Genomic DNA, 19,999 nt, shown 5'->3' on the forward strand with positions numbered 1-19,999 from the left:
GGCCCGCCCGCCGCCGCGGGCCTCACCCGGCCGCAGGACCGGGCCGGTCCGGTTCGGGCACCCGCCCCTGCAGCGCCGGTTCGCCCGCGACATGCGCCGCCATGTGATCGACCAGCACCCGCGCCCGCTCCGACAGCAGCCGCCCCGAGGGCCAGACCGCGAAGATCTCGCGCTCGGGTCCGCGCCAGCCGGGCAGCACATGCACCAGCCGCCCGGCGCGGATATCCGCCGCCACCTGCGTCACCGGCAGCAGCGCCAGCCCCAGCCCCTCGCGCGCCAGATGGGTGCCGAGCCCGACATCGTCGAGCCGCGTCGCGGGGCTCAGCGGCGGCGTCACGGCGCGCCCGCCCTCCGCGGGGATCAGCAGCCAGGGCGACACCGCGGCGGTGCCGATGATGCGGTGGCGCTCCAGCGCCGCGGGATCGTCGGGGCAGCCGTGCCGGCGCAGGTAGCCGGGCGCGCCCACGACGATGGTGCAGGTCAGGCCCAGGCGGCGGCGGGTCAGGCCGCTATCGGGCTGCGGCCCGACCCGCAGCGCCAGGTCCGCCCCGGCCTCCACCAGGTTCTCCACCCGGTTCGACAGGCGCAGGTCCAGCTCCACCTCCGGATGGGCCGCGACGAAGGCCGCCCACATCGGCCGCAGGATGTCGACCGACAGGTTGGTCGGCGCCATCACCCGCAGCGGGCCGCGCATCTGGGTCAGGTCGGCCGAGAGACCGCGCAGCGCATGGTCCAGCTGCGCCATCAGCGGCCCGAGGCGGCGCAGATAGGCCTCGCCCTCGCCGGTCAGCGAAAACCGCCGGGCCGAGCGGTGCACGAGGCGGCAGCCCAGCCGCTCCTCCAGCCGCTGCAGCCGCCGCGTGACCGTGGCGGGCGGAAGCCCCAGCCTGCGCGCCGCAAGGGCCAGTCCGCCGGTCTCGGCAATCGCGACGAACAGGGCGACGTCATCCAGCATGATTCCGTTTCCGCAATTAAACTCTGCATATTTCGGCATATAATTGCCGATACGGCATGTCTATCCTCGACTGAACCCCGATGGCTGCCTCTCGCGACAGGGTCCGCGACTGCCAGCCTGCCCGTAAATCCCCGTCGCTGCCCGAGCGGAGTGCCTGCCATGTCCCAACGCCTGATCTTCGCCCTTCTGATGTCGCTGGTGCTCAGCTTCCTGATGACCTTCTTCGTCACCTGGCTGAACCTGGGCTTCGTTCCCGATTTCGTGGCCCGCTGGATGACCGCCTTCCGCATCGGATGGCCCTGCGCGGCGGTGATCTCCTTCCTGTTCGGGCCGATGATCCTGCGCCTGAGCCTGCGGCTGGATGCGCTGGTCCCGGCACGGCAGATGCGCGGCCGCTAGCCCCGCTTGCCTTTCGCCGCCGCGGAAGACAGGGTGCGGACAAGACAGAGCGTGAGAGGTTCCATGTCCCCCCGCAAGATCATCATCGACACCGATCCCGGCCAGGACGATGCCGTGGCCATCCTGCTGGCGCTCGGCTCGCCCGCCGAGATCGAGGTGCTGGGCATCACTGCCGTGGCCGGGAACGTGCCCCTGTCGCGGACCCAGGAAAACGCGCGCAAGGTCTGCGAACTGGCCGGGCGGAGCGATATCCGGGTCTTCGCCGGGGCCGACCGGCCGCTGCTGCTGCCGCCGCGCACGGCCGAGAACGTGCATGGCAAGACCGGGCTGGACGGGATCGAGCTGCCCGCGCCGTCCATGCCGCTGCAGGAGCAGCACGCGGTCGATTTCATCATCGAGACGCTCAGGGCGGAGGCCCCGGGCACGGTGACCCTGTGCCCGCTGGGGCCCCTGACCAACATCGCCACCGCCTTCCGCCGCGCCCCCGACATCGTCGGGCGCGTGCAGGAGATCGTGCTGATGGGCGGGGCCTATTTCGAGGTCGGCAATACCAGCCCGACGGCCGAGTTCAACATCCTCGCCGATCCCCATGCGGCGCATGTGGTCTTCGGTGCGGGCGTGCCGCTGGTGGTGATGCCGCTGGACGTGACCCACAAGGTTCTGACCTCGCCCGCCCGCAACCGGGCCTTCCGCGACCTCGGCACCGCCCCCGGCGAGGCGGTGGCGGCCTGGACCGGGTTCTTCGAACGCTGGGACATGGCGAAATACGGATCCGAAGGGGCCCCGCTGCACGATCCCTGCGTCATCGCCTACCTCATCCGGCCAGAGCTGTTCTCGGGGCGCCACATCAACGTGGAGATCGAGATCGCCTCGCCCCTGACCATGGGCATGACCGTGGCCGACTGGTGGGGCATCTCGGGACGGGCGCCCAATGCGATGTTCATGGGCCAGGCCGATGCGGATGGCTATTACGACCTGCTGACGCAAAGGATCGGCACGCTATGACCCCCGCTGCCCGCGCCGTGCGCCTGATCCTGACCGGCGGCACCCTCGACAAGATCCACGACACCGCCAGCGAGGGCCTGGCCTTCCCCCCCGACGGCGCCAGCCAGGTGCCCGGGCTTCTGGCCGAGGCGCGCTGCCACCATCCGGCAGTGACGGAACTGCTGCAGATGGACAGCCTGGATTTCACCGACACGGAGCGGCAGGCGATCCTCGAGGCCTGCGCCGCGGCCGCCGAGCCCGCGCTGGTCGTCACCCATGGCACCGGCACGATGGGGCAGACCGCGCGGTTCCTCGACGGGCGGCTGCCGGGAAAGACGGTGGTGCTGACCGGGGCGATGCGGCCGTTTTCCTTCGGTCGATCTGACGCGGGCTTCAACCTGGGCGGGGCGATCATCGCCGCGCAATGCCTGCCCGAGGGCGTCTGGGGCGTGATGAACGGCCGCGTCTTTGCCGCCGCAGACCTGGAAAAGAACGTCGCGACCGGGCGTTTCGACGCCTGAGCCGACCAAAACCGGAGGAGATCCGCCATGACCCGAGCCGTCCTGATCGAGAAGACCGAAACCGGACAGAGCAGCGGCCTGCGCGACATCGACCTGCCGCCCCTGGGCCCCGGCGAGGTCGCGGTGGATGTCGCCTTCTCGACGCTGAACTACAAGGATGCGCTGGCGCTGACCGGCGCCTCGCCCGTGGTGCGCCGCTTTCCCATGGTGCCGGGGATCGACTTCGCCGGGGTGGTTGCAGACAGCAACCATGACGGCTGGTCCCCCGGCGACCGGGTGATCCTGACCGGCTGGGGGGTGGGCGAATCTCATTGGGGCGGCCTGGCCGAACGGGCGCATGTCTCCGGCGACTGGCTGGTGCCGCTGCCCGATGGCATGAGCGCGCGCCAGGCGATGGCGCTGGGAACGGCCGGGTTCACCGCCATGCTCTGCGTCGAGGCCCTGGCCCGCCAGGGCGTCACTCCGGCATCGGGCGGCATCGTCGTCACCGGCGCCACAGGCGGCGTGGGCTCGGTCGCGGTCTCGCTGCTGGCAGGGCGCGGATACGAGGTCACGGCCGTCACCGGGCGCGCCGCCGAGGCGGAGTACCTGACATCCCTGGGCGCGACGGAGATCATCGACAGGGTTGAACTGGAGGGCGCGCCGCGGCCGCTGAACAGGGAACGCTGGGCCGGCGGGGTGGATGCCGCCGGCGGCGCGATCCTGGCCAACATGCTGTCGATGATCCGCGCCGACGGGGCGGTCGCCGCCTGCGGCCTCGCCGCGTCGATGGATCTTCCGGCCTCGGTCGCGCCCTTCATCCTGCGCGGCATCACGCTTTGCGGCATCAACAGCGTCACCGTGGCCTCCGCCCCGCGCCGCGCCGCCTGGGAGAAACTGGCCGCCGAGATGGACATGGCGCTGCTGGAGCGGATGAGCAGCGAGCTGCCGCTGGAGGAGGTGCCGGACGCCGGAGAGCGGTTCCTCGCGGGACAGGTGCGCGGCCGGATCGTCGTGCCGGTGGCCCCCGGCCTCGCCTGAGAGTTACCCGCCGGAGACGAAACCGGGCAGGACGGCGACCGTTCCGGATGTGGAATTCGCCGTTCATTTACAGTTTGTTAAGCAAACAAACCCAAGGCCCTCCCGCCGGGATGCCGCCGCGGTCAGACGTTAACAGCCGCAATTTTAGACAAAGGCCGAGGCTTCGTGCAAAATTTCGCGGCCCGTCGCGAAACCGAAGGCACCACCGGCCCGCGACGCTGGCGCCGCCCCGGCGAAAGGCGCAGTCTGGACCTGTCGGCTGAGCGGCGGCGCCCCGGCCCTTCTCCTCCCTTCCCGGCGCGCCGCCGCTTGACCGACACGACACGGACCAGCACAGGCAAACGCCGGAGCAGAAGCAGTCAGGCCCCCCGGGCCGGGTCATTGCTCTGGAAGGCAGGCATTCCATGACAGACATGCACGAACTCGGACGGGAATCCCGGATCGGCGGCACCGGCACCGAAAAGGCGCGCGCGGTCGCCGTGATCGACCTGTCGGATTACGAGGCGCGCAAGGCGGAGATCGCCGACGCGCTGTGGCAGGCGGCCACCGGGCTGGGCCTGTTCCAGGTCACCGGCCACGGCATTCCGCTGGGCCAGATCGAGGAAGCCTTCACGCTGACCGAGGCCTTCTTCTCGCAGCCGACACGCGCCAAGGCCGCGCTGCCGCTGCGCCCCGGCACCAATGCGGGCTGGGAGTTCAAGAGCCAGATCCGGCCCTCCACCGGCACGCCCGACCAGAAGGAAAGCTACCAGATCACCCGGCCGAAGATGGAGGGGCTATGGCCCGATCCCTCGGCCCTCCCCGGATTTCGCGACAGGATGCTGGCCTTCGAGCGGGCCAACTGGAAGGTGGCGATGCGCATCCTCGATGCGTTCGCGCTCAAGCTGGGCTTCGCGCCGGACTTCTTCGCGGCGGCCCATGACCCCGAGAGCCCGGATTACCAGTCGACGCTGCGGCTGATCCACTACCTGCCGATGACCGATGCCCTGCCGGAGGATTTCCGCGGCTGGCGGGCCAGCGCCCATACCGATTTCGACTGCCTCACGCTGCTGCACCAGAAGACCGGACAGGGCGGGCTGCAGATCGCGCCGGGGGCCGAGGCGGAAACCGGCGAATGGACCCCGGTCGAGCCCGTGACCGGCGTCATCACCTGCAATATCGGCGACATGCTGATGCGCTGGTCGGATGACCGGCTGCTGTCCAATCCCCACCGCGTGCGCATGCCGCGGCGCGACGAGTATCTGGGCCCGCGCTATTCCATGCCGTTCTTCGCCCAGGCCAATCGCGATGTCGTGCTGCAGGGCCCCGGGCGGAAATACCCGCCGATCACCGCCGGGGACTATATCGCCGAACGGATCCGCGCGAATTACGACGCGCTCGAGATGAAGAAGGAATGAAGGGACTCCGGCCAAGTCGAGGAACCCGCCGCGGAACCGCCGCAATTGCGCCACGTTGGCTCCCCGATCGCCTGTCAGAACGGCAGGGCAACCGAACGGAGGAGCCGACATGAAGACCGAAACCATCCGCAAGACCGTGATCCCCGCGACGCCCGGCCCGCGCAAGGGCGCCGCGCGGCAGACAGAGCAGCGCCAGATCTTCTTCGACTGGGCGATGATCTGACCGGCCCGCGCCCCCCGCCGGCACCGCCCCGCGGCGGTGCCCGTGCGGGGCGCGGGAACCCGCCCCCCTGTGACGCCGTTGAACGGCAGATGCATTGCAGGGAGACAGGGAAAATGGGATCGTCGCTGATCGCCGACCACGTGGACCAGAATACCAGCCTGACCGAGATTTCCAGCTTCGAGGAATTCCGCGCCTATGTCGTTGCCAACCGCGCCGAGATCGAGCGCAAGCTGGTGCTGACGCTGATGAGCATCCTGATCCGCGAGGCCTGGTATTACTACAAGGAAAAACGCGGGATCTGATCGCGCTTGCGCCTGCGTCGTGTTGCGGCGACACTCTGCCCCGGATGCGGGGAGAGACCATGCCGACGCCGATTTCCAGCCTGCGCAACTTGGGACCCGCGATGGAGACCGCCTTCGCCGCGGCGGGGATCGGCAGCGTCGAGGCGTTGCGCGACCTCGGCACGGATGCGGCCTATGCGAGACTCCTGGAAAACGGCGTGCGGCCGCATTTCATCGGATACTACGTGATCGAGATGGCGCTTCAGGGGCGGCCCTGGAATGACTGCCGGGGTGCCGAGAAGGACGCGCTGCGCGCGCGGTTCGACCGCCTCAAGGCCGCGGCGGCGCCCGGCGAAACGGCAGCGCTGCGCGGGCTGGAGCGCATTCTCGACGAGATCGGCGTCGTCCCGCGCCGGACCTGATCCGGCGCCTCCCCTTCCTTCAGGAAAAAGGGCCGCACCCGGAGGCGCGGCCCTTGATCTGCGGCATTCGGACCGGTGACTCAGCCGACCAGTTCGAGGCCCGAGAAGTAATAGGCGATCTCGACCGCGGCGGTTTCCGGCGCATCGGAGCCATGGACCGAGTTCTCGCCGATCGACAGGGCGAATTCGGCGCGCACGGTGCCTGCGGCGGCTTCGGACGGGTTGGTGGCGCCCATCACTTCGCGGTTCTTCGCGATCGCATCCTCGCCTTCGAGAACCTGCACGACGACCGGCTCGGACGCCATGAATTCGCACAGCTCGTCATAGAACGGACGGTCCTTGTGCACGGCGTAGAAGACACCGGCCTGTGCCTTGGACAGGTGGATGCGCTTTTGCGCGATGATGCGCAGGCCCGCTTCCTCGAACTTGGCATTGATCTTGCCGGTCAGGTTGCGGCGGGTTGCGTCGGGCTTGATGATCGACAGGGTGCGCTCGGTGGCCATTTCTCAGTCCTCGTGGGTTCATGCCGTTCCGTCTGCCCTCAGGGCGCGCGATCCGGCGTCAGCCGGAGATCGACCCGGCCAATATCGCGACGCCCGCTACCACGGGCATGACCGCTTGAAAAGCTCAGATTGACCTTCCCCCGGCAATGCGGCACCAGAGCGCCATGCTGAAAATCGAGCACATCTCCTATTCCGTCGAGGGACGTCCGCTGATCGAGGACGCCTCCGCCACCATCCCCACCGGCCACAAGGTCGGCCTCGTCGGCCGCAACGGCACCGGCAAGACCACGCTGTTCCGGCTGATCCGCGGCGAGCTGACGCTGGAGGGCGGCGCGATCACCCTGCCCTCGCGCTCGCGCATCGGCGGTGTCGCGCAGGAGGTTCCGGCCTCGGCGACCTCGCTTCTGGATACCGTGCTGGCGGCCGATACCGAACGCGCGGCGCTGATGGCCGAGGCCGAGACCGCGACGGATCCGGGCCGCATCGCCGAGGTGCAGACCCGCCTGGCCGATATCGACGCATGGTCGGCGGAAGGCCGCGCCAGCGCGATCCTCAAGGGCCTCGGCTTCGACGACGCCCAGCAGCGCCTGCCCTGTTCGGATTTCTCCGGCGGCTGGCGGATGCGCGTGGCGCTGGCGGGCGTGCTCTTCGCCCAGCCCGACCTGCTGCTGCTGGACGAGCCGACCAACTATCTCGACCTCGAAGGCGCGCTGTGGCTGGAAAGCTATCTCGCCAAATACCCGCATACCGTCATCATCATCTCCCACGATCGCGGGCTTCTGAACCGCGCGGTGGGCGGGATCCTGCATCTGGAGAACCGCCAGATGACCTATTGGCAGGGCAATTACGACAGTTTCGCCCGCCAGCGCGCCGCCGCCCGCGCCGTGCAGGCCGCCGAGGCCAAGAAGCAGGACGCGCGGCGCGCGCATCTCCAGGCGTTCGTCGACCGGTTCAAGGCCAAGGCGTCCAAGGCCAAGCAGGCCCAGAGCCGGGTGAAGCTCTTGGAGAAGATGGAGACGATCTCCACCCCCGAGGAGGCCAAGTCGCGCGCCTTCTCCTTCCCCCAGCCCGACGAGCTGAGCCCGCCGATCATCAATATCGAGGGCGGCGCGGTCGGCTATGACGGGCGCGCGGTGCTGTCGCGGCTGAACCTGCGCATCGACCAGGACGACCGGATCGCGCTTCTCGGCAAGAACGGCCAGGGCAAGTCCACGCTGTCGAAGATGCTGGCCGGGCGGCTGGAGCAGATGGCCGGCAAGATGACCCGGTCGTCCAAGCTGAGGATCGGCTATTTCGCCCAGCACCAGCTGGACGAGCTGGTGCCCGAGGAGACGCCGCTGCAGCACCTGCAGCGCGAGCGCCCGGGCGAGATGCCGGGCAAGCTGCGCGCCCGTCTGGCGGGGTTCGGGCTGATGGCCGACCAGGCCGAGACCGAGGTGCGCCGCCTCTCGGGCGGGCAGAAGGCGCGGCTGTCGCTCTTGCTGGCGACGCTGGACGCGCCGCATATGCTGATCCTCGACGAACCGACCAACCACCTCGACATGGAAAGCCGCGAGGCGCTGGTCGAGGCGCTGTCGGGATATTCCGGCGCGGTGATCCTGGTCAGCCACGACATGCACCTGCTGAGCCTCGTCGCCGACCGTCTGTGGCTGGTCAAGGACGGGGCCGTCGCCCCCTACGAGGAGGACCTGGAGGCCTATCGCGCCTTCGTTCTGACCTCCGACGCGCCGCAGAAACCCGCCGAGGAAAAGCAGAAGGCAAAGCCGAAACGCGCCTCGCGCGACGAGCTTCTGGCGCTGCGCTCGGAGGTCCGCAAATGCGAGACCCGGCTGGAGAAGCTGACCGAGATGCAGGACAAGCTGGCGGCGAAACTGGCCGATCCCGAACTCTACGAACCCGAACGCGCCGGCGACCGCGCCGTATGGCAGAAGAAATACGCCGAGGTGATGGAGGGGATCGACCGCGCCGAAAGCCTGTGGATGGATGCGCAGGACCGGCTGGAGAAGGCGGCGGGCTGAGCCGGATCCGGGTTTCACCGCTTCGTGATCGGCAGGACGGCAACGCCTGCCGGAATCCGTATGCGGGGGAACTGGCCCGGCGCCGCAGACGTAGTATGATGATGCTCATGTCGATGTTTCGCGCCGCGTTCCTTTCGCTCCTGGTGATCGCGCTCCTGCCCTGGGGGACGTGGATCCATGCCGCGCGCGCGGCGGAGGCGGCGCCTTACAGGGTGGCCGCGCCGGAGCGCGCCGAGCCGCGACAGACCATCTCCCCGCGCAGCGCCTCCACGCTGTCGCGATGCCAGATGGCGACGGGGCTGCCGCTGCCCGGCTGCAGCCTCTTCACGGCCGCGCCCGGCGGGGCCGGTCTGCCCGGCTCGCCCGATGCCGCGCAGCCCCGGCCCGCTGCCGGGACGCGCATGGGCGCATTGCACGACCCCGCGGGACCCTTCATCCCGCCCCGGCGCAGCTGATCCGCCGAATGACCCGACATCCAGATCAGTTCACGAGAGACCCGAAAATGCTCACCCGACGTACCTTCCTGGCAACGGGCGCGGCAGCGACGCTGGCCGCCTGTGCCCAACCCGAACAGTTCCAGCCCGTGGCGCAATCGCCCAATTTCCGCGAGGCGACGCCCAAGCTGCCCGATTTCTACGGGCCGGTGGACGACAAGTTCCCCATCCCCGCCGTGCCCGAGGGCGTGGTGCCCCAGCGCCTGTGGCGCCAGGTCGTGGCCAACCCCTTTCCCGAATACGAGAAGGGCACGCTCGTCGTGGACCCGGATGCGGGCTACCTGCACCTGATCCAGGATGACGGCAACGCGCTGCGCTATGGCGCGGGCACGGGCGCGGCAGGCCGCGAATGGGATGGCGGCGCCGTGGTGCAGTTCACCCGCTCCTGGCCGCGCTGGAACCCCCCGGACGAGCTGATCGCCCGCAACCCCAAATGGGCGCCCTATTCCATCGCCAATGGCGGCATGGATGGCGGGCCGGGCAATCCGCTGGGCGCGCGGGCGCTCTACCTGTTCCAGAACGGCGTCGACACGCTGTACCGCATCCATGGCGGCTGCGAGCCCGAATATCTGGGCAAGGCCGTGTCCTCGGGCTGCATCCGGCTTCTGGACCAGGACGCGATCGACCTGGAGAAGCGCGTCACCTCCAAGGCCCGGGTGGTGGTGCTGCCCTCCTACAAGACCGGCATCGACGTTCCGGTCTACTGAGCCATCGCCGCCGCCCGGTCTTGCGCCCGGGCGGTGCCGCGTCTTGACACGGGCCGCCCCGGCGGGAAGTCTGGCCCGGAAGACGACCGGATGGATCCCCAGATGTCAGCCCCGTTCTCTCCTGCCGGAAACGCCCCGCCCCGCGGCGTGCTCCTCGCGGTCTGCGACCGCGGCGAAGGCCGGGGCGCAGCCGGGACCGGGCCCGTCGCGCGAACGGGCGCGCCGGGATCGATGTCGCCGAAATGGATCCTGCGGGATCTTCCGCGCCCCCCCGGTCCGGCCCGGGACCGGACCGGGTCCGCCCTGCCGCGCACGGGCGGGGCCTGAAGCCCGATGGATCCGGCAACCTTCCTGGCCGCCTTCACGACGCTGTTCGTGATGATCGACCCCGTGGGGCTGGCCCCGATCTTCGTGGCGCTGACCGACGGGATGGACCGCACGCACCGGCTGCGCGTGGGGGCACGGGCCTGCGCCATCGGGCTTGGCATCCTCGCGGCCTTCGCGCTGATCGGCATGCCGATCCTGGAAACGGTGGGGATCACCCTGCCCGCCTTCCGCATCGCCGGCGGGATCCTGCTGTTCCTGATCGCCATGGAGATGCTGTTCGAGCGCCGCACCCGCCGCCGCGAGGACAAAGAGGAGGAGGCGCCCGACGACCCTTCGGTCTTTCCGATCGCCACGCCCTTCATCGCCGGCCCCGGGGCGCTGGCGGCCACCGTTCTGCTGACCACCGGCGCAGATGCGGGATGGCAGGCAACGGCGACGGTGATCGCCGCGCAGGTTGCCGTCGTGGCGATCGTGATGGCCTTCTTCTCGATGGCGGGGCCGCTGGGGCGGCTGCTGGGACGCACCGGCATCATGGTGGTCACGCGGCTTCTGGGGATGCTGCTGGCGGCGCTTTCCGTGCAATTCGTCCTGGACGGGCTGCGCCTTGCCGGCATCGCCGGGGCCGCATCGCGATGATCGGCGGCCGGGCCCTCGCGCATGGGGGCCCCGGCCCATATATCGGCCATGCACCGTGAAGGGATATCCATGACCGAAGACCAGATCGCCCATCTTGCCCGCCACCTGCTGATCCTCGGGGTGATCGGCGGCGCGCTGCTCCTGGCCTTCCGGGGGCGGATGCTGCAGGCGCTGCGGCTGGGGGTGATCTGGGGGCTCCTGTTCCTGGCCGTGACGCTGGGCTATGCGCTGTGGAAGGATGTCGGGAACGGGCGGATGCAGAGCCAGGTCTTCACCAGCACCGGCGAGATCTCGGTGCCGCGCGGGCCGGACGGGCATTACCACCTGACCATGCGCATCGACGGCACGCCGGTGCGCTTCATCGTCGATACCGGCGCCACCGACATCGTGCTGAGCCGCGAGGATGCCCGCCGCATCGGCATCGATCCCGACAGCCTGGCCTTCTTCGGCAGCGCCCAGACCGCGAATGGCACGGTCCAGACCGCCCGCATCGTGCTGGGCGAGGTGCAGATCGGCGAGATCGCCGACCGCAACGTGCCCGCGCGGGTGAATGGCGGCGACATGGCCGGGTCGCTGCTGGGGATGCGCTATCTCGAAAGCTTCGCCGCCATCGAGATCCGCGACGGGCGGATGACCCTGACGCGCTGATCCCGGCTCAGCCGGGACGCACCGGCCCGGAACAGGGACAGCCCGAGATCGCGTTCGACGGGCAGCGCGCCGACAATCCGCAGCAGCGCAGCCCGTTGGCCATCACGCAGCAGCAGGTTCCCGCGGCGGCATCGCACGGGGCTGCCCCGGCCAGCGGCCCGGCCGCGCCCCCGGCTGCCAGGGACAGGACAAGCGCAAGCGCGGCAAGGGGACGATGCATGGCGGACCTCATCCGTTCGGCCGGAAATCGGCATCATAGTCGAAGGCGGCCGCCAGCAGCAGATGGACGAAGAAATCGCGCATCTGCGGCCGTTCCTGCGGCGGATAGTATTCCAGCAGCTGCTTGATCTGCGGCATGTCCTTCGAGACCACCTCGCGCAGCGCATCGCGCCAGGTGAAATAGCCGATGTGATCGGGCACGCGCCAGAACCGCCCCGTGCGCATCAGCGCGACGACATCCGCGGGCTGGTAGGACAGGTTGCCGTTGCGGCTGAAATAGCGCCGCGACAGCGTTTCCCCGGCATCGAGGATCTCGTATCCGTCGGTGAGGCTGTGATAGAACAGCGTGATCGAGGCCGGGGTCTGGGGGATGCCCGCCTCGCTGCACTGCACGCGCGAGATGATGTCGAAGACCCAGAGCCGCTCCTGTTCGTCCTCCAGCGGGATCGGATGCACGAAATAGGTGCTGTAGGCGAGAAAGACATCCGCGGGGATGGTCGTGCGGTATTTCTCGTTGCGCTCGCGCGCAGCATCGACCGACAGCGTCAGCGCCTCCACCGGCAGCACCGCGCCCAGGTCGAAGCCCGCGCCGCCGCCCAGCGTCAGGCTGTTGGTCTCCTCGATCACCTGGCCGCAGGGCTTCTCGGATCCCAGCCGCAGCTGGATGATGTCGCGCAGCCCGTCCGCGATCCGCGCGGCATCGATCTGCGCCTTGTCGAATTCGCGCGAGCTCTCGCCGAAGCGCCGATGGAACGACCCCCAGAGCCCGTCGCCGAACCGCGCCTCCGCCCAGGCGGTATCGACGATCTTGAAGACCGAAAGCGCGGCCGGTCCGCCATCGGAGGGCGTCATCTCGCTGCATAGCGACAGCCAGACCCGGCGCGGCTGGTGGCGCGTCCCGCCGCCCTTCCATGCCGTGACCTGGAAGGGCGCGCAGACAGTCCTCATCGCCTCCTCGCGCGCGGCATCGTCGGCAAAGCGCACCGGCGGGGCCATCGGGTCGCGCATCAGCCTGCGGTACTCCTCCAGCGGCTGGCGGGCCCCGTCATTCTGGCTGCCGACGGAGGCATAGCCGCCGAAGGCCGATATGTCGTAACGGCATTCGGCCGAGGGACAGGGCATCTCGATGCCATCGGCCACCGGCGCCACCAGATTGCCGCGGCAGCTGTCCTCGTGGTTGCACATCCAGGCCTTGGCCGCGGAATCCGGCAGCAGGTAGGTGGTATTGACGGCAATCGGCGCCATGTCCTCCAGCGGCAGCACCTTGCGATGGCCATATTCGGTCTCGACCAGCACCGGGGTGCCGCGATGGTAATTGGGCAGATCCAGCTGGCGCAGCGGCTTCACCACGATGCCGATGGGATAGTATTCCTGCATCTCGTGGCCGAAGCGGCCGCAGGTCAGCCCGTCGAACTGGCCGAAACGCGTGGTGAACCAATATTTGCTATCGCTGATCCGCGACGGTTCGCTGCTGTCCTCGCGCCGGAACAGGTCGAACAGGCTGCTGAACCGGACCGAGAGCACGGGGGCATCGCCCTCTTCCCGGATCTCGACAAGATCGGCGCAATAGCTGGCCGCCCGCGCCGCGGCGGGCAGTCCCGCGCCGGAACCGAGCGCCGCCATCAGGAGAAGAAGGCGCAACGCGGTGACGGCAAATCCCATGGGCGACGGGGTCCCTTCTGCGGTTCAAATGAACGGGCGGCACGCCCTGCGACGGGTCATGCCGGAAAATCTTCCCCAACGTTAACGCAAATCCGATGGGCGGCGAAGCCTTTTGTCCCCGGCTGCCGGAAAACCGCACCCGCGCCGCGCTCAGCCGCGATCGGCGGTGCTCATCCGTTTCTGCCAGCGGCCGTCTTCCTCGGCCCAGTATTCGGCCACAACCCCGGCCGATGTCAGCGCGCGCCACTGGCCCCGCGCCGCGGTCAGCTGCATCTGGTCCTGCCCGTCGAAGAGGATGCAGACCCGTTCCAGCACCGCCGCCTCGGCGGGATCGATTTCGGCGGAATCGATGGCCATGACGCAGGCCGCGTCCGGACGCGCCGTCGCGGCGGTGGTCAGCAGCACGGGCTGGCGGGCGTCATGCGCGCCGCCCTCCAGCCCGTGCGGCAGGAACCCCGCCTCCGGTCCCAGCCAAAGCGCGGCATCCAGCCGCTCCAGCCGGGCCGCGTCGCGACCGCGCAGATCCACCTTCCAGCCGGCGTCCAGCGCGCGCTCCAGCAGGCGCGGCAGGGTCGCCTCCAGCGAAATGCCGCCCAGCTGGTAGAACATCGCGCGGCCCATCGGATCAGCCCTCGAACCGGTCCCGGATCAGCCGGTCCAGCGCCAGCACGCCCCAGCCGGTGCAGCCCCTGGGCGACAGGACCGTGTCGGTCTTCACCGCAGCCACCCCGGCGATGTCCAGGTGGATCCAGGGCGTGCCCTCCCTGACGAAGCGCTGCAGGAACTGCGCCGCCGTGACCGAGCCTGCCGCGCGCCCGGCGGAGTTCTTGATATCGGCGATGGACGACTTGATCATCCGGTCATAGCCCGGGCCCAGCGGCATCCGCCAGGCGCCCTCGCCCTCGGCCGCCGCGGCGGCCAGGAAGGACCCGGCAAATCCGTCATCATTCGAATAGACCGCCGCCATTTCATGTCCCAGCGCGACGACCGCCGCGCCGGTCAGCGTCGCCAGGTCGACGATCGCGGCGGGTTTGTAGGCCTCCTGCGCGTGCCAGAGCACATCGGCCAGCACCAGCCGCCCCTCGGCATCGGTATTGTTGATCTCGACCGTGTCGCCCTTCATCGAGCGCACGACATCGCCCGGACGGGTCGCCATATGCGAGGGCATGTTCTCCACCAGCCCGACCAGGCCGATGACATTCGCCCCGGCCTGGCGCAGCGCCAGCGCCCGCATGACGCCCGCGACGACGCCCGCGCCGCCCATGTCCATGGTCATCTCTTCCATGCCCTGCGCGGGTTTCAGCGAGATGCCGCCGGTATCGAAGACGACCCCCTTGCCCACCAGCGCCAGCGGCGCCTCCTCGCCACCGCCGTTCCAGCGCATGACGACCACGCGCGAGGGGCTGGCCGAGCCCTGGCCCACCGCCAGGACCAGCCGCATGCCCAGCCGCGCCAGATCCTCCTCGCCGAGGATCTCGACCTCCAGCCCCAGTTCCTGCATCGCGGCCAGCTGCGCGGCGAAATCAAGGGTTCCCAGCACATTGGCCGGGGCAGAGGTCAGGTCGCGCGCGAAGAACACGCCTTCGCACAGGGCTGCCTGATCCTTCGCCGCCGCGGCGACCGCCTCGGGGCGGGAGACCATGACGGTGACGGCGCCCTCGGGATCGGCGGGCTTGCTCTTCATGTCGCTGTAGCCATAGCTGCGCAGCGCCAGGGCAAAGGCGATCTCGGCGGCATTGGCGATGGCCCCCGCCAGCACCAGCACCGGCTTGCCGCCCTTGGCGCGGGCGATGGCGGAGCCCGCCGCGCGGGCCTCCTCGGGACGCGGGCGGCGGCCCAGCTTGACCACCTGCAGCGCGCTGGCGCGCATCCCCGCGGGAAAGCCCATCTCCAGCGCCTCGCCCGGCGACAGCGCCTCGAAGGCGGGGCTGGCGACGGCGCGTTCCAACGCGCCGCGGCAGAGCCGGTTGACCCGGCGCCCCGGCTGGTCCAGACGGCCATCGGCGGTGACGAAGGTCACGACGCGTCCCTCGAACGTGGCAGCAGTGTCCAGATCGGTCTCTTGGAAATGGATGTTTACAGGTGTCGTCATCGGATGCCCTTCGTCAGTCGGGCGAACCCTAGCCCGCGTCGCCGGGATTGGCCAGTTAGGAGTTTTCCCTGCCCGCGCCTTCCTGTAGGTTGCGGAAAACACGGCGGAACGGGGAACGGGCATGGGCAGATTTGACAGATACCTGCTGTCACAGCTCATGCTGGTCTTCGGCTTCTTCGCGCTGGTCCTGGTCGGGGTCTACTGGATCAACCGCGCCGTCATCCTGGTCGACCAGTTCATGGGCGCGGGCAGTTCCGGCATCCTGGTGCTGGAACTCACGCTGCTGACCCTGCCCACCCTGGTCAAGCTGGTGCTGCCCATCGCCGCCTTCCTGGCCGTGCTGCAGGTCGCCAACCGGCTTTATTCTGACAGCGAACTGGTGGTGGTGCAGGCGACGGGATTCTCGGGCTTCCGCCTGGCGCGCCCGGTTCTGGTCTTCGGCTGCATCGCGGGTCTGCTGATCGGGGTGCTGGCGCATGTGCTGGTGCCGGTCTCCATGGCGCGGCTGAACGACAAGGAGGCGGCGCTGACCGATGCGGCCTCCTCGCGGCTGCTGGTGCCCGGCAGCTTCCAGCATCCGGTCAGCGGCGTGACCATCTACGTGCGCGAGATCGATCCCGCCGGCACCATCCTCGGGCTGATGCTCTCGGACCGGCGCGATCCGGACCAGGCCGTCACCTATACCGCCGAGAAGGCCCTGTTCCTGCGCGACGAGGGCGGGCCGAAACTGGTGATGCTGGACGGCATGGCGCAGAGCCTGGATCAGCAGACCGGCCGCCTGTCCATCACCCGCTTCACCGATTTCACCTTCGCGGTGGACAGCATGATCGGCGCGCCCCGCGACCGGCGGCTGGACCCGCGCCAGGTCGCGACCCCCGCGCTTCTGGCCGCCTCGCCCGCGCTGCAGGAAGAGACCCGGCGCGACGCCACCTGGCTGCGCCGCGAGGCGCATATGCGCCTGGCCGAAAGCACGCTGGCACCGATGCTGTGCGTGATGGGATTCGCCGCGCTGCTGATCGGCACGTTCAGCCGGTTCGGGCTGTGGCGGCAGATCACGCTGGCCGTCGGGCTGGTGGTGGTGGTCAAGCTGATCGACAATGCCGCCGCCGACCTGGCCAAGTCCGCCCCCGCGGCCTGGCCGGTGATCTACCTGCCCTCGCTGCTGGCCGGGGCGATCGCCGCGCTGCTGCTCTGGCTGGGCGGCGGGCGGCTGCATGCGCTGAGCCTGGCGCTGCGCGGACGGAGGCGCGCCGGATGATCCTGCATCTCTATTTCGCCCGGAAATACCTGTCGATCTTCACGATGATCCTGGGCGGGTTCACGATCTTCATCTGGCTGGTCGAACTGCTGGAGCATATCCGCCGCTACGATGCGGGCGAGATGGGATTCCTGCGGCTGAGCTACCTGGCGGCGCTGCACCTGCCCGAGGTGCTGTACCAGGTGCTGACCCTCGTCGTCTTGCTCTCGACGATCACGATGTTCATCACGCTGGCGCGCACCTCCGAGCTGGTCATCACCCGCGCGACCGGGCGCTCCGCGCTGCGCAGCCTGGCCTCGCCCGCGATCACCGCCTTCGTGCTGGGCTGCCTGGTGGTGTCGCTGGCCAATCCGCTGGTGGCGCTGTCCTCCAAGGCCTATGAACGCGCCATCGACGGCGACGGGGGCCGCGTCTTGTCGGTCAGCAAGGAGGGGCTGTGGCTGCGCCAGGGCGTGGATGACAACCAGACCGCGATCCGCGCGGCGCGCACCAATCTCGACGGCACCGTCCTTTACGACACGGATTTCTACGGGTTCGACCCCGAGGGGACGCCGATTTTCCGCATCCAGGCGGCGGAGGCGGCGCTGACCCCCGACGGGTGGCAGCTGTCGCAGGCCAAGATCTGGGACCTGGCGCAGGACGAGATCCCCGAGGCCGGCGCGCGGCAGCTGGACAGCTACCTGCTGCCCTCCGAGCTGACGCCCGACCAGATCCGCGACAGTTTCGGAACGCCCTCCTCCATCTCCATCTGGGCGCTGCCCGCCTTCATCTCCCAGCTTGAAAACGCCGGATTTTCCGCGCGCACGCACATGGTCTGGCTGCAGGCCGAGCTGGCGCGGCCGCTCAGCTTCGTCGCCATGGTCTTCATCGGCGCGGTCTTCACGCTGCGCCATACGCGGATGGGGCGCACCGGGCTGATGGTGCTGCTGGCGGTCCTGTCCGGTTTCCTCGTCTACTTCATCGCCAACCTGACCCAGCTGATGGGCCAGAACGGCCAGATTCCGGTGCCCTTCGCGGTCTGGAGCCCTTCCATTGCCGCGATCTGCCTGGCGCTCGCGGCGCTATTGCATTTCGAGGACGGATGAGCCTGATCCCCGCCCCCCGCCGAAACCGCTTCATCGCCGCGCTGCTGGTCAGTTTCGGCATCGGGCTTGCCCTGCCTGCCGCCGCCCAGGAGGGGCCGGTCACGCTGGTCGCGGATCAGGTCATCGTGGAGTCGCAGTCGGTGCTGATCGCCGAGGGCTCGGTCGAGGTCTTCTCGGAAGGCCGGCACATGCGTGCCACGCGGCTGGTCTACGACCAGGACAGTGACCGGCTGAGCGTCGAGGGTCCCATCACGCTGACGGAGGGCGAGGACACGGTCGTGCTGGCCGATGCCGCCGAGCTGAGCACCGATCTGCGCGAGGGCATCATCGAGGGGGTGCGCGTGATCCTCGGCCAGCAGGTGCAGATCGCCGCCAGTTCCGCGCAGCGCCAGCAGGGCCGGTTCACCGACCTGCGCGACACGGTGGCGACCAGCTGCGAGGTCTGTTCCCCGGGCGAGGAGCCGCTGTGGCACATCCGGGCGCAGCGGGTCATCCATGACGAGGAACGCAAGCGGATCTATTTCCAGCACGCGCAGTTCCGCGTCCTGGGCGTTCCCGTCGCCTATCTGCCCGCCATGTCCGTGCCCACGCCGGACGTGACCCGGGCGGCCGGGTTCCTCGTGCCCTCGGTCGAAAGCGACGACCTCTACGGCAGCGGCCTGCGCCTGCCCTATTTCGTGCCGCTGGGCGATCATGCCGACCTGACCTTCGCGCCCTTCCTCGCGGTCGATCCCAATGGCGACACGACCGAAACGCTGGAGATGCGCTATCGCCAAGCCTTCACCGCCGGCGATATCGGCTTCGAGGGGGCGGTGACGCAGGACGACCAGGATCACGGCACTCGCGGCTACCTGTTCGGCTCGGGCGCCTTCGACCTGCCCTGGCAGACCGAGCTGACCTTCGGCATCCAGCTTGTCACCGACGAGGATTACCTCAGCGACTACGACTATGCAGGCGACGACCGGCTGAGCAATTCGCTGGGCCTGCTGCGGGTGGTCGGCGACAGCCGCTTCGAGGCGGAGCTGGTCACCTTCAACACGCTGCGCGACGACGAGGACAACGACACCATTCCCACGCTGGCCGGCGATGCGCGCTATGACCGGCGCTGGCAGCCCGCGATGCTGCCGGGCTATCTGGACCTGGCGCTGATCGGGCATGGCCATGAACGCAGTTCCGACGAGGACGGCACCGGGCGCGACATGGCCCAGGCGCGCGGCTTCCTGCGCTGGGGCGATGTCGTCACCGCCGGGCCGGGGATCCGCCTCTCGGGCGACCTGCGCGCCATCGCCGATGCCAAGCATATCGTGCAGGACAGCCGGTACGAGACCTTCCAGACGGCGCTGACCCCCGGCGCCTCGGTCGGGGCCTCGCTGCCCATGGCCAAGAGCGGGCGCAACGGCGTGTCCTACCTGCTGGAGCCGATGGCCCAGGCGGTCTGGGTCGGCGACTATGACATAGACAGCCCCAATGACGACAGCACCCAGCCTGCCTTCGACGCGGGCAACCTGCTGGGCTATCAGCGCTATCCGGGGCTGGACCGGGTCGAGGACGGGTTCCGCACCAACCTGGCCCTGCGCTGGCAGCGCCTGTCCCCCGAGGGATGGTCGCTGGGCCTGACCTTCGGGCGGATCCTGCGCGGCACGGATGCGGGCTATTCCCCCGGGACCGGGCTGGGCGGGGTGAGTTCGGACTGGCTGACCCAGGTCGACCTGGATGTCGGCGGCCTGACCCTGCGCAACCTGGCCCTGATCTCCGACGATGGCAGCTTCACGCTGAACGAGGCGCGGGTGAACTACACCTGGGACGACCTGGAGGTCGACCTGGGCTATGTCTGGCAGATCGAGGACGAGGATCTGAACCAGGACGAGGATCTGGGCGAAATCACCTTCGACGGCAGCTACCGCTTCAACGACACCTGGTCCTCGACGCTGTACCTGCGGCGCGACATGATCTCGGAGCAGACGACGCGGGCCAATCTCGGCGTCGCCTGGCAGAACGAATGCGTCAAGGTTGACGTTTCCGGCGGCCGCCGGTTTAAGAGCAGCGGCTCCGGACCGACCTATTCCTACGGCCTGATGGTGACCTTGAACGGGTTCGGCAACGGTGGATCCGGCACGAAGCGCGCAGGCCGGTGTTCTTGATGAGGAA

Annotated in this window: 21 protein-coding genes; 15 read left to right on the top strand and 6 right to left on the bottom strand. The window is 69.1% G+C overall.

Translation table 11 applies throughout. The annotated features are described in order from the left end of the window. Positions 1-22: 22 nt before the first annotated feature. A complete protein-coding gene (locus tag ICN82_RS05965; protein ID WP_193180720.1) occupies positions 23-955 on the bottom strand; it encodes a LysR family transcriptional regulator in 933 nt (310 codons plus the stop codon). A 159-nt stretch (positions 956-1,114) separates the two neighbouring features. Here ICN82_RS05965 and ICN82_RS05970 point away from each other — a divergent pair, with 159 nt between their 5' ends. From ICN82_RS05970 to ICN82_RS06000, 7 genes are all read left to right on the top strand, one after another. Beyond that, a complete protein-coding gene (locus ICN82_RS05970) occupies positions 1,115-1,354 on the top strand; it encodes a DUF2798 domain-containing protein (protein WP_193180723.1) in 240 nt (79 codons plus the stop codon). A 63-nt stretch (positions 1,355-1,417) separates the two neighbouring features. Continuing rightward, complete coding sequence (locus ICN82_RS05975; protein ID WP_193180724.1) at positions 1,418-2,359, top strand: nucleoside hydrolase; 942 nt, start codon at positions 1,418-1,420, stop codon at positions 2,357-2,359. After that, positions 2,356-2,859, top strand: coding sequence for an asparaginase domain-containing protein (locus ICN82_RS05980; RefSeq protein ID WP_193180726.1), 504 nt, complete (start codon positions 2,356-2,358; stop codon positions 2,857-2,859). The genes ICN82_RS05975 and ICN82_RS05980 overlap by 4 nt, the downstream gene beginning before the upstream one ends. 27 nt (positions 2,860-2,886) lie before the next feature. Beyond that, a complete protein-coding gene (gene acuI, locus ICN82_RS05985) occupies positions 2,887-3,879 on the top strand; it encodes an acrylyl-CoA reductase (NADPH) (protein WP_193180728.1) in 993 nt (330 codons plus the stop codon). Positions 3,880-4,283: 404 nt separating this feature from the next. Continuing rightward, on the top strand, positions 4,284-5,276 hold the full coding sequence (locus ICN82_RS05990; protein WP_226898314.1) for an isopenicillin N synthase family dioxygenase: 993 nt from the start codon (positions 4,284-4,286) through the stop codon (positions 5,274-5,276). Between the two features lie 336 nt (positions 5,277-5,612). Beyond that, positions 5,613-5,801: a hypothetical protein gene (locus ICN82_RS05995; RefSeq protein WP_193180730.1), complete on the top strand. Its 189-nt coding sequence runs from the start codon at positions 5,613-5,615 to the stop codon at positions 5,799-5,801. A gap of 59 nt (positions 5,802-5,860) precedes the next feature. Beyond that, a complete protein-coding gene (locus tag ICN82_RS06000; protein WP_193180732.1) occupies positions 5,861-6,202 on the top strand; it encodes a TfoX/Sxy family protein in 342 nt (113 codons plus the stop codon). 80 nt (positions 6,203-6,282) lie between these two features. On the opposite strand, the gene ndk is transcribed toward ICN82_RS06000, so the two are convergent. Then, positions 6,283-6,705: a nucleoside-diphosphate kinase gene (ndk, locus tag ICN82_RS06005; RefSeq protein WP_193180734.1), complete on the bottom strand. Its 423-nt coding sequence runs from the start codon at positions 6,703-6,705 to the stop codon at positions 6,283-6,285. A gap of 164 nt (positions 6,706-6,869) precedes the next feature. Here ndk and ICN82_RS06010 point away from each other — a divergent pair, with 164 nt between their 5' ends. From ICN82_RS06010 to ICN82_RS06030, 5 genes are all read left to right on the top strand, one after another. Next, a complete protein-coding gene (locus ICN82_RS06010) occupies positions 6,870-8,723 on the top strand; it encodes an ABC-F family ATP-binding cassette domain-containing protein (protein ID WP_193180736.1) in 1,854 nt (617 codons plus the stop codon). A gap of 107 nt (positions 8,724-8,830) precedes the next feature. Then, complete coding sequence (locus ICN82_RS06015; RefSeq protein ID WP_193180738.1) at positions 8,831-9,178, top strand: hypothetical protein; 348 nt, start codon at positions 8,831-8,833, stop codon at positions 9,176-9,178. Positions 9,179-9,225: 47 nt separating this feature from the next. Further along, on the top strand, positions 9,226-9,924 hold the full coding sequence (locus ICN82_RS06020; RefSeq protein ID WP_193180740.1) for a L,D-transpeptidase: 699 nt from the start codon (positions 9,226-9,228) through the stop codon (positions 9,922-9,924). 333 nt (positions 9,925-10,257) lie between these two features. Further along, positions 10,258-10,887, top strand: a complete 630-nt coding sequence (locus tag ICN82_RS06025) for a MarC family protein (RefSeq protein ID WP_193180742.1) — start codon at positions 10,258-10,260, stop codon at positions 10,885-10,887. A 69-nt stretch (positions 10,888-10,956) separates the two neighbouring features. Continuing rightward, positions 10,957-11,535, top strand: coding sequence for a retropepsin-like aspartic protease family protein (locus ICN82_RS06030; RefSeq protein WP_193180749.1), 579 nt, complete (start codon positions 10,957-10,959; stop codon positions 11,533-11,535). Positions 11,536-11,542: 7 nt separating this feature from the next. Here the strand turns inward: ICN82_RS06030 and ICN82_RS06035 are convergent, their stop codons facing one another. The 4 genes from ICN82_RS06035 to ICN82_RS06050 form a co-directional block, all read right to left on the bottom strand. Next, on the bottom strand, positions 11,543-11,755 hold the full coding sequence (locus ICN82_RS06035; RefSeq protein WP_193180751.1) for a hypothetical protein: 213 nt from the start codon (positions 11,753-11,755) through the stop codon (positions 11,543-11,545). A gap of 8 nt (positions 11,756-11,763) precedes the next feature. Next, positions 11,764-13,416 carry a hypothetical protein gene (locus ICN82_RS06040; RefSeq protein ID WP_193180753.1) on the bottom strand — a complete coding sequence of 551 codons (1,653 nt, stop codon included), beginning with the start codon at positions 13,414-13,416 and terminating at the stop codon, positions 11,764-11,766. Positions 13,417-13,566: 150 nt separating this feature from the next. Beyond that, positions 13,567-14,037, bottom strand: coding sequence for a DNA polymerase III subunit chi (locus tag ICN82_RS06045; protein WP_193180755.1), 471 nt, complete (start codon positions 14,035-14,037; stop codon positions 13,567-13,569). 4 nt (positions 14,038-14,041) lie between these two features. After that, positions 14,042-15,508: a leucyl aminopeptidase gene (locus ICN82_RS06050; protein ID WP_193180757.1), complete on the bottom strand. Its 1,467-nt coding sequence runs from the start codon at positions 15,506-15,508 to the stop codon at positions 14,042-14,044. A gap of 121 nt (positions 15,509-15,629) precedes the next feature. Here ICN82_RS06050 and lptF point away from each other — a divergent pair, with 121 nt between their 5' ends. Genes lptF through ICN82_RS06065 form a run of 3 tightly spaced genes read left to right on the top strand, consistent with a single transcriptional unit; the run spans position 15,630 to position 19,992 of the window. Further along, on the top strand, positions 15,630-16,766 hold the full coding sequence (gene lptF, locus ICN82_RS06055; RefSeq protein WP_226898315.1) for an LPS export ABC transporter permease LptF: 1,137 nt from the start codon (positions 15,630-15,632) through the stop codon (positions 16,764-16,766). Further along, positions 16,763-17,851 (top strand): LPS export ABC transporter permease LptG, encoded by a 1,089-nt coding sequence (gene lptG / locus ICN82_RS06060; protein ID WP_193180759.1) that lies wholly within the window; start codon positions 16,763-16,765, stop codon positions 17,849-17,851. Before lptF ends, lptG begins: the two co-directional genes overlap by 4 nt. Then, positions 17,848-19,992: an LPS-assembly protein LptD gene (locus tag ICN82_RS06065; RefSeq protein ID WP_193180761.1), complete on the top strand. Its 2,145-nt coding sequence runs from the start codon at positions 17,848-17,850 to the stop codon at positions 19,990-19,992. Before lptG ends, ICN82_RS06065 begins: the two co-directional genes overlap by 4 nt. Positions 19,993-19,999: the final 7 nt, after the last annotated feature.

The organism is Mangrovicoccus algicola, assembly GCF_014903745.1.
Lineage (GTDB): Bacteria > Pseudomonadota > Alphaproteobacteria > Rhodobacterales > Rhodobacteraceae > Mangrovicoccus > Mangrovicoccus algicola.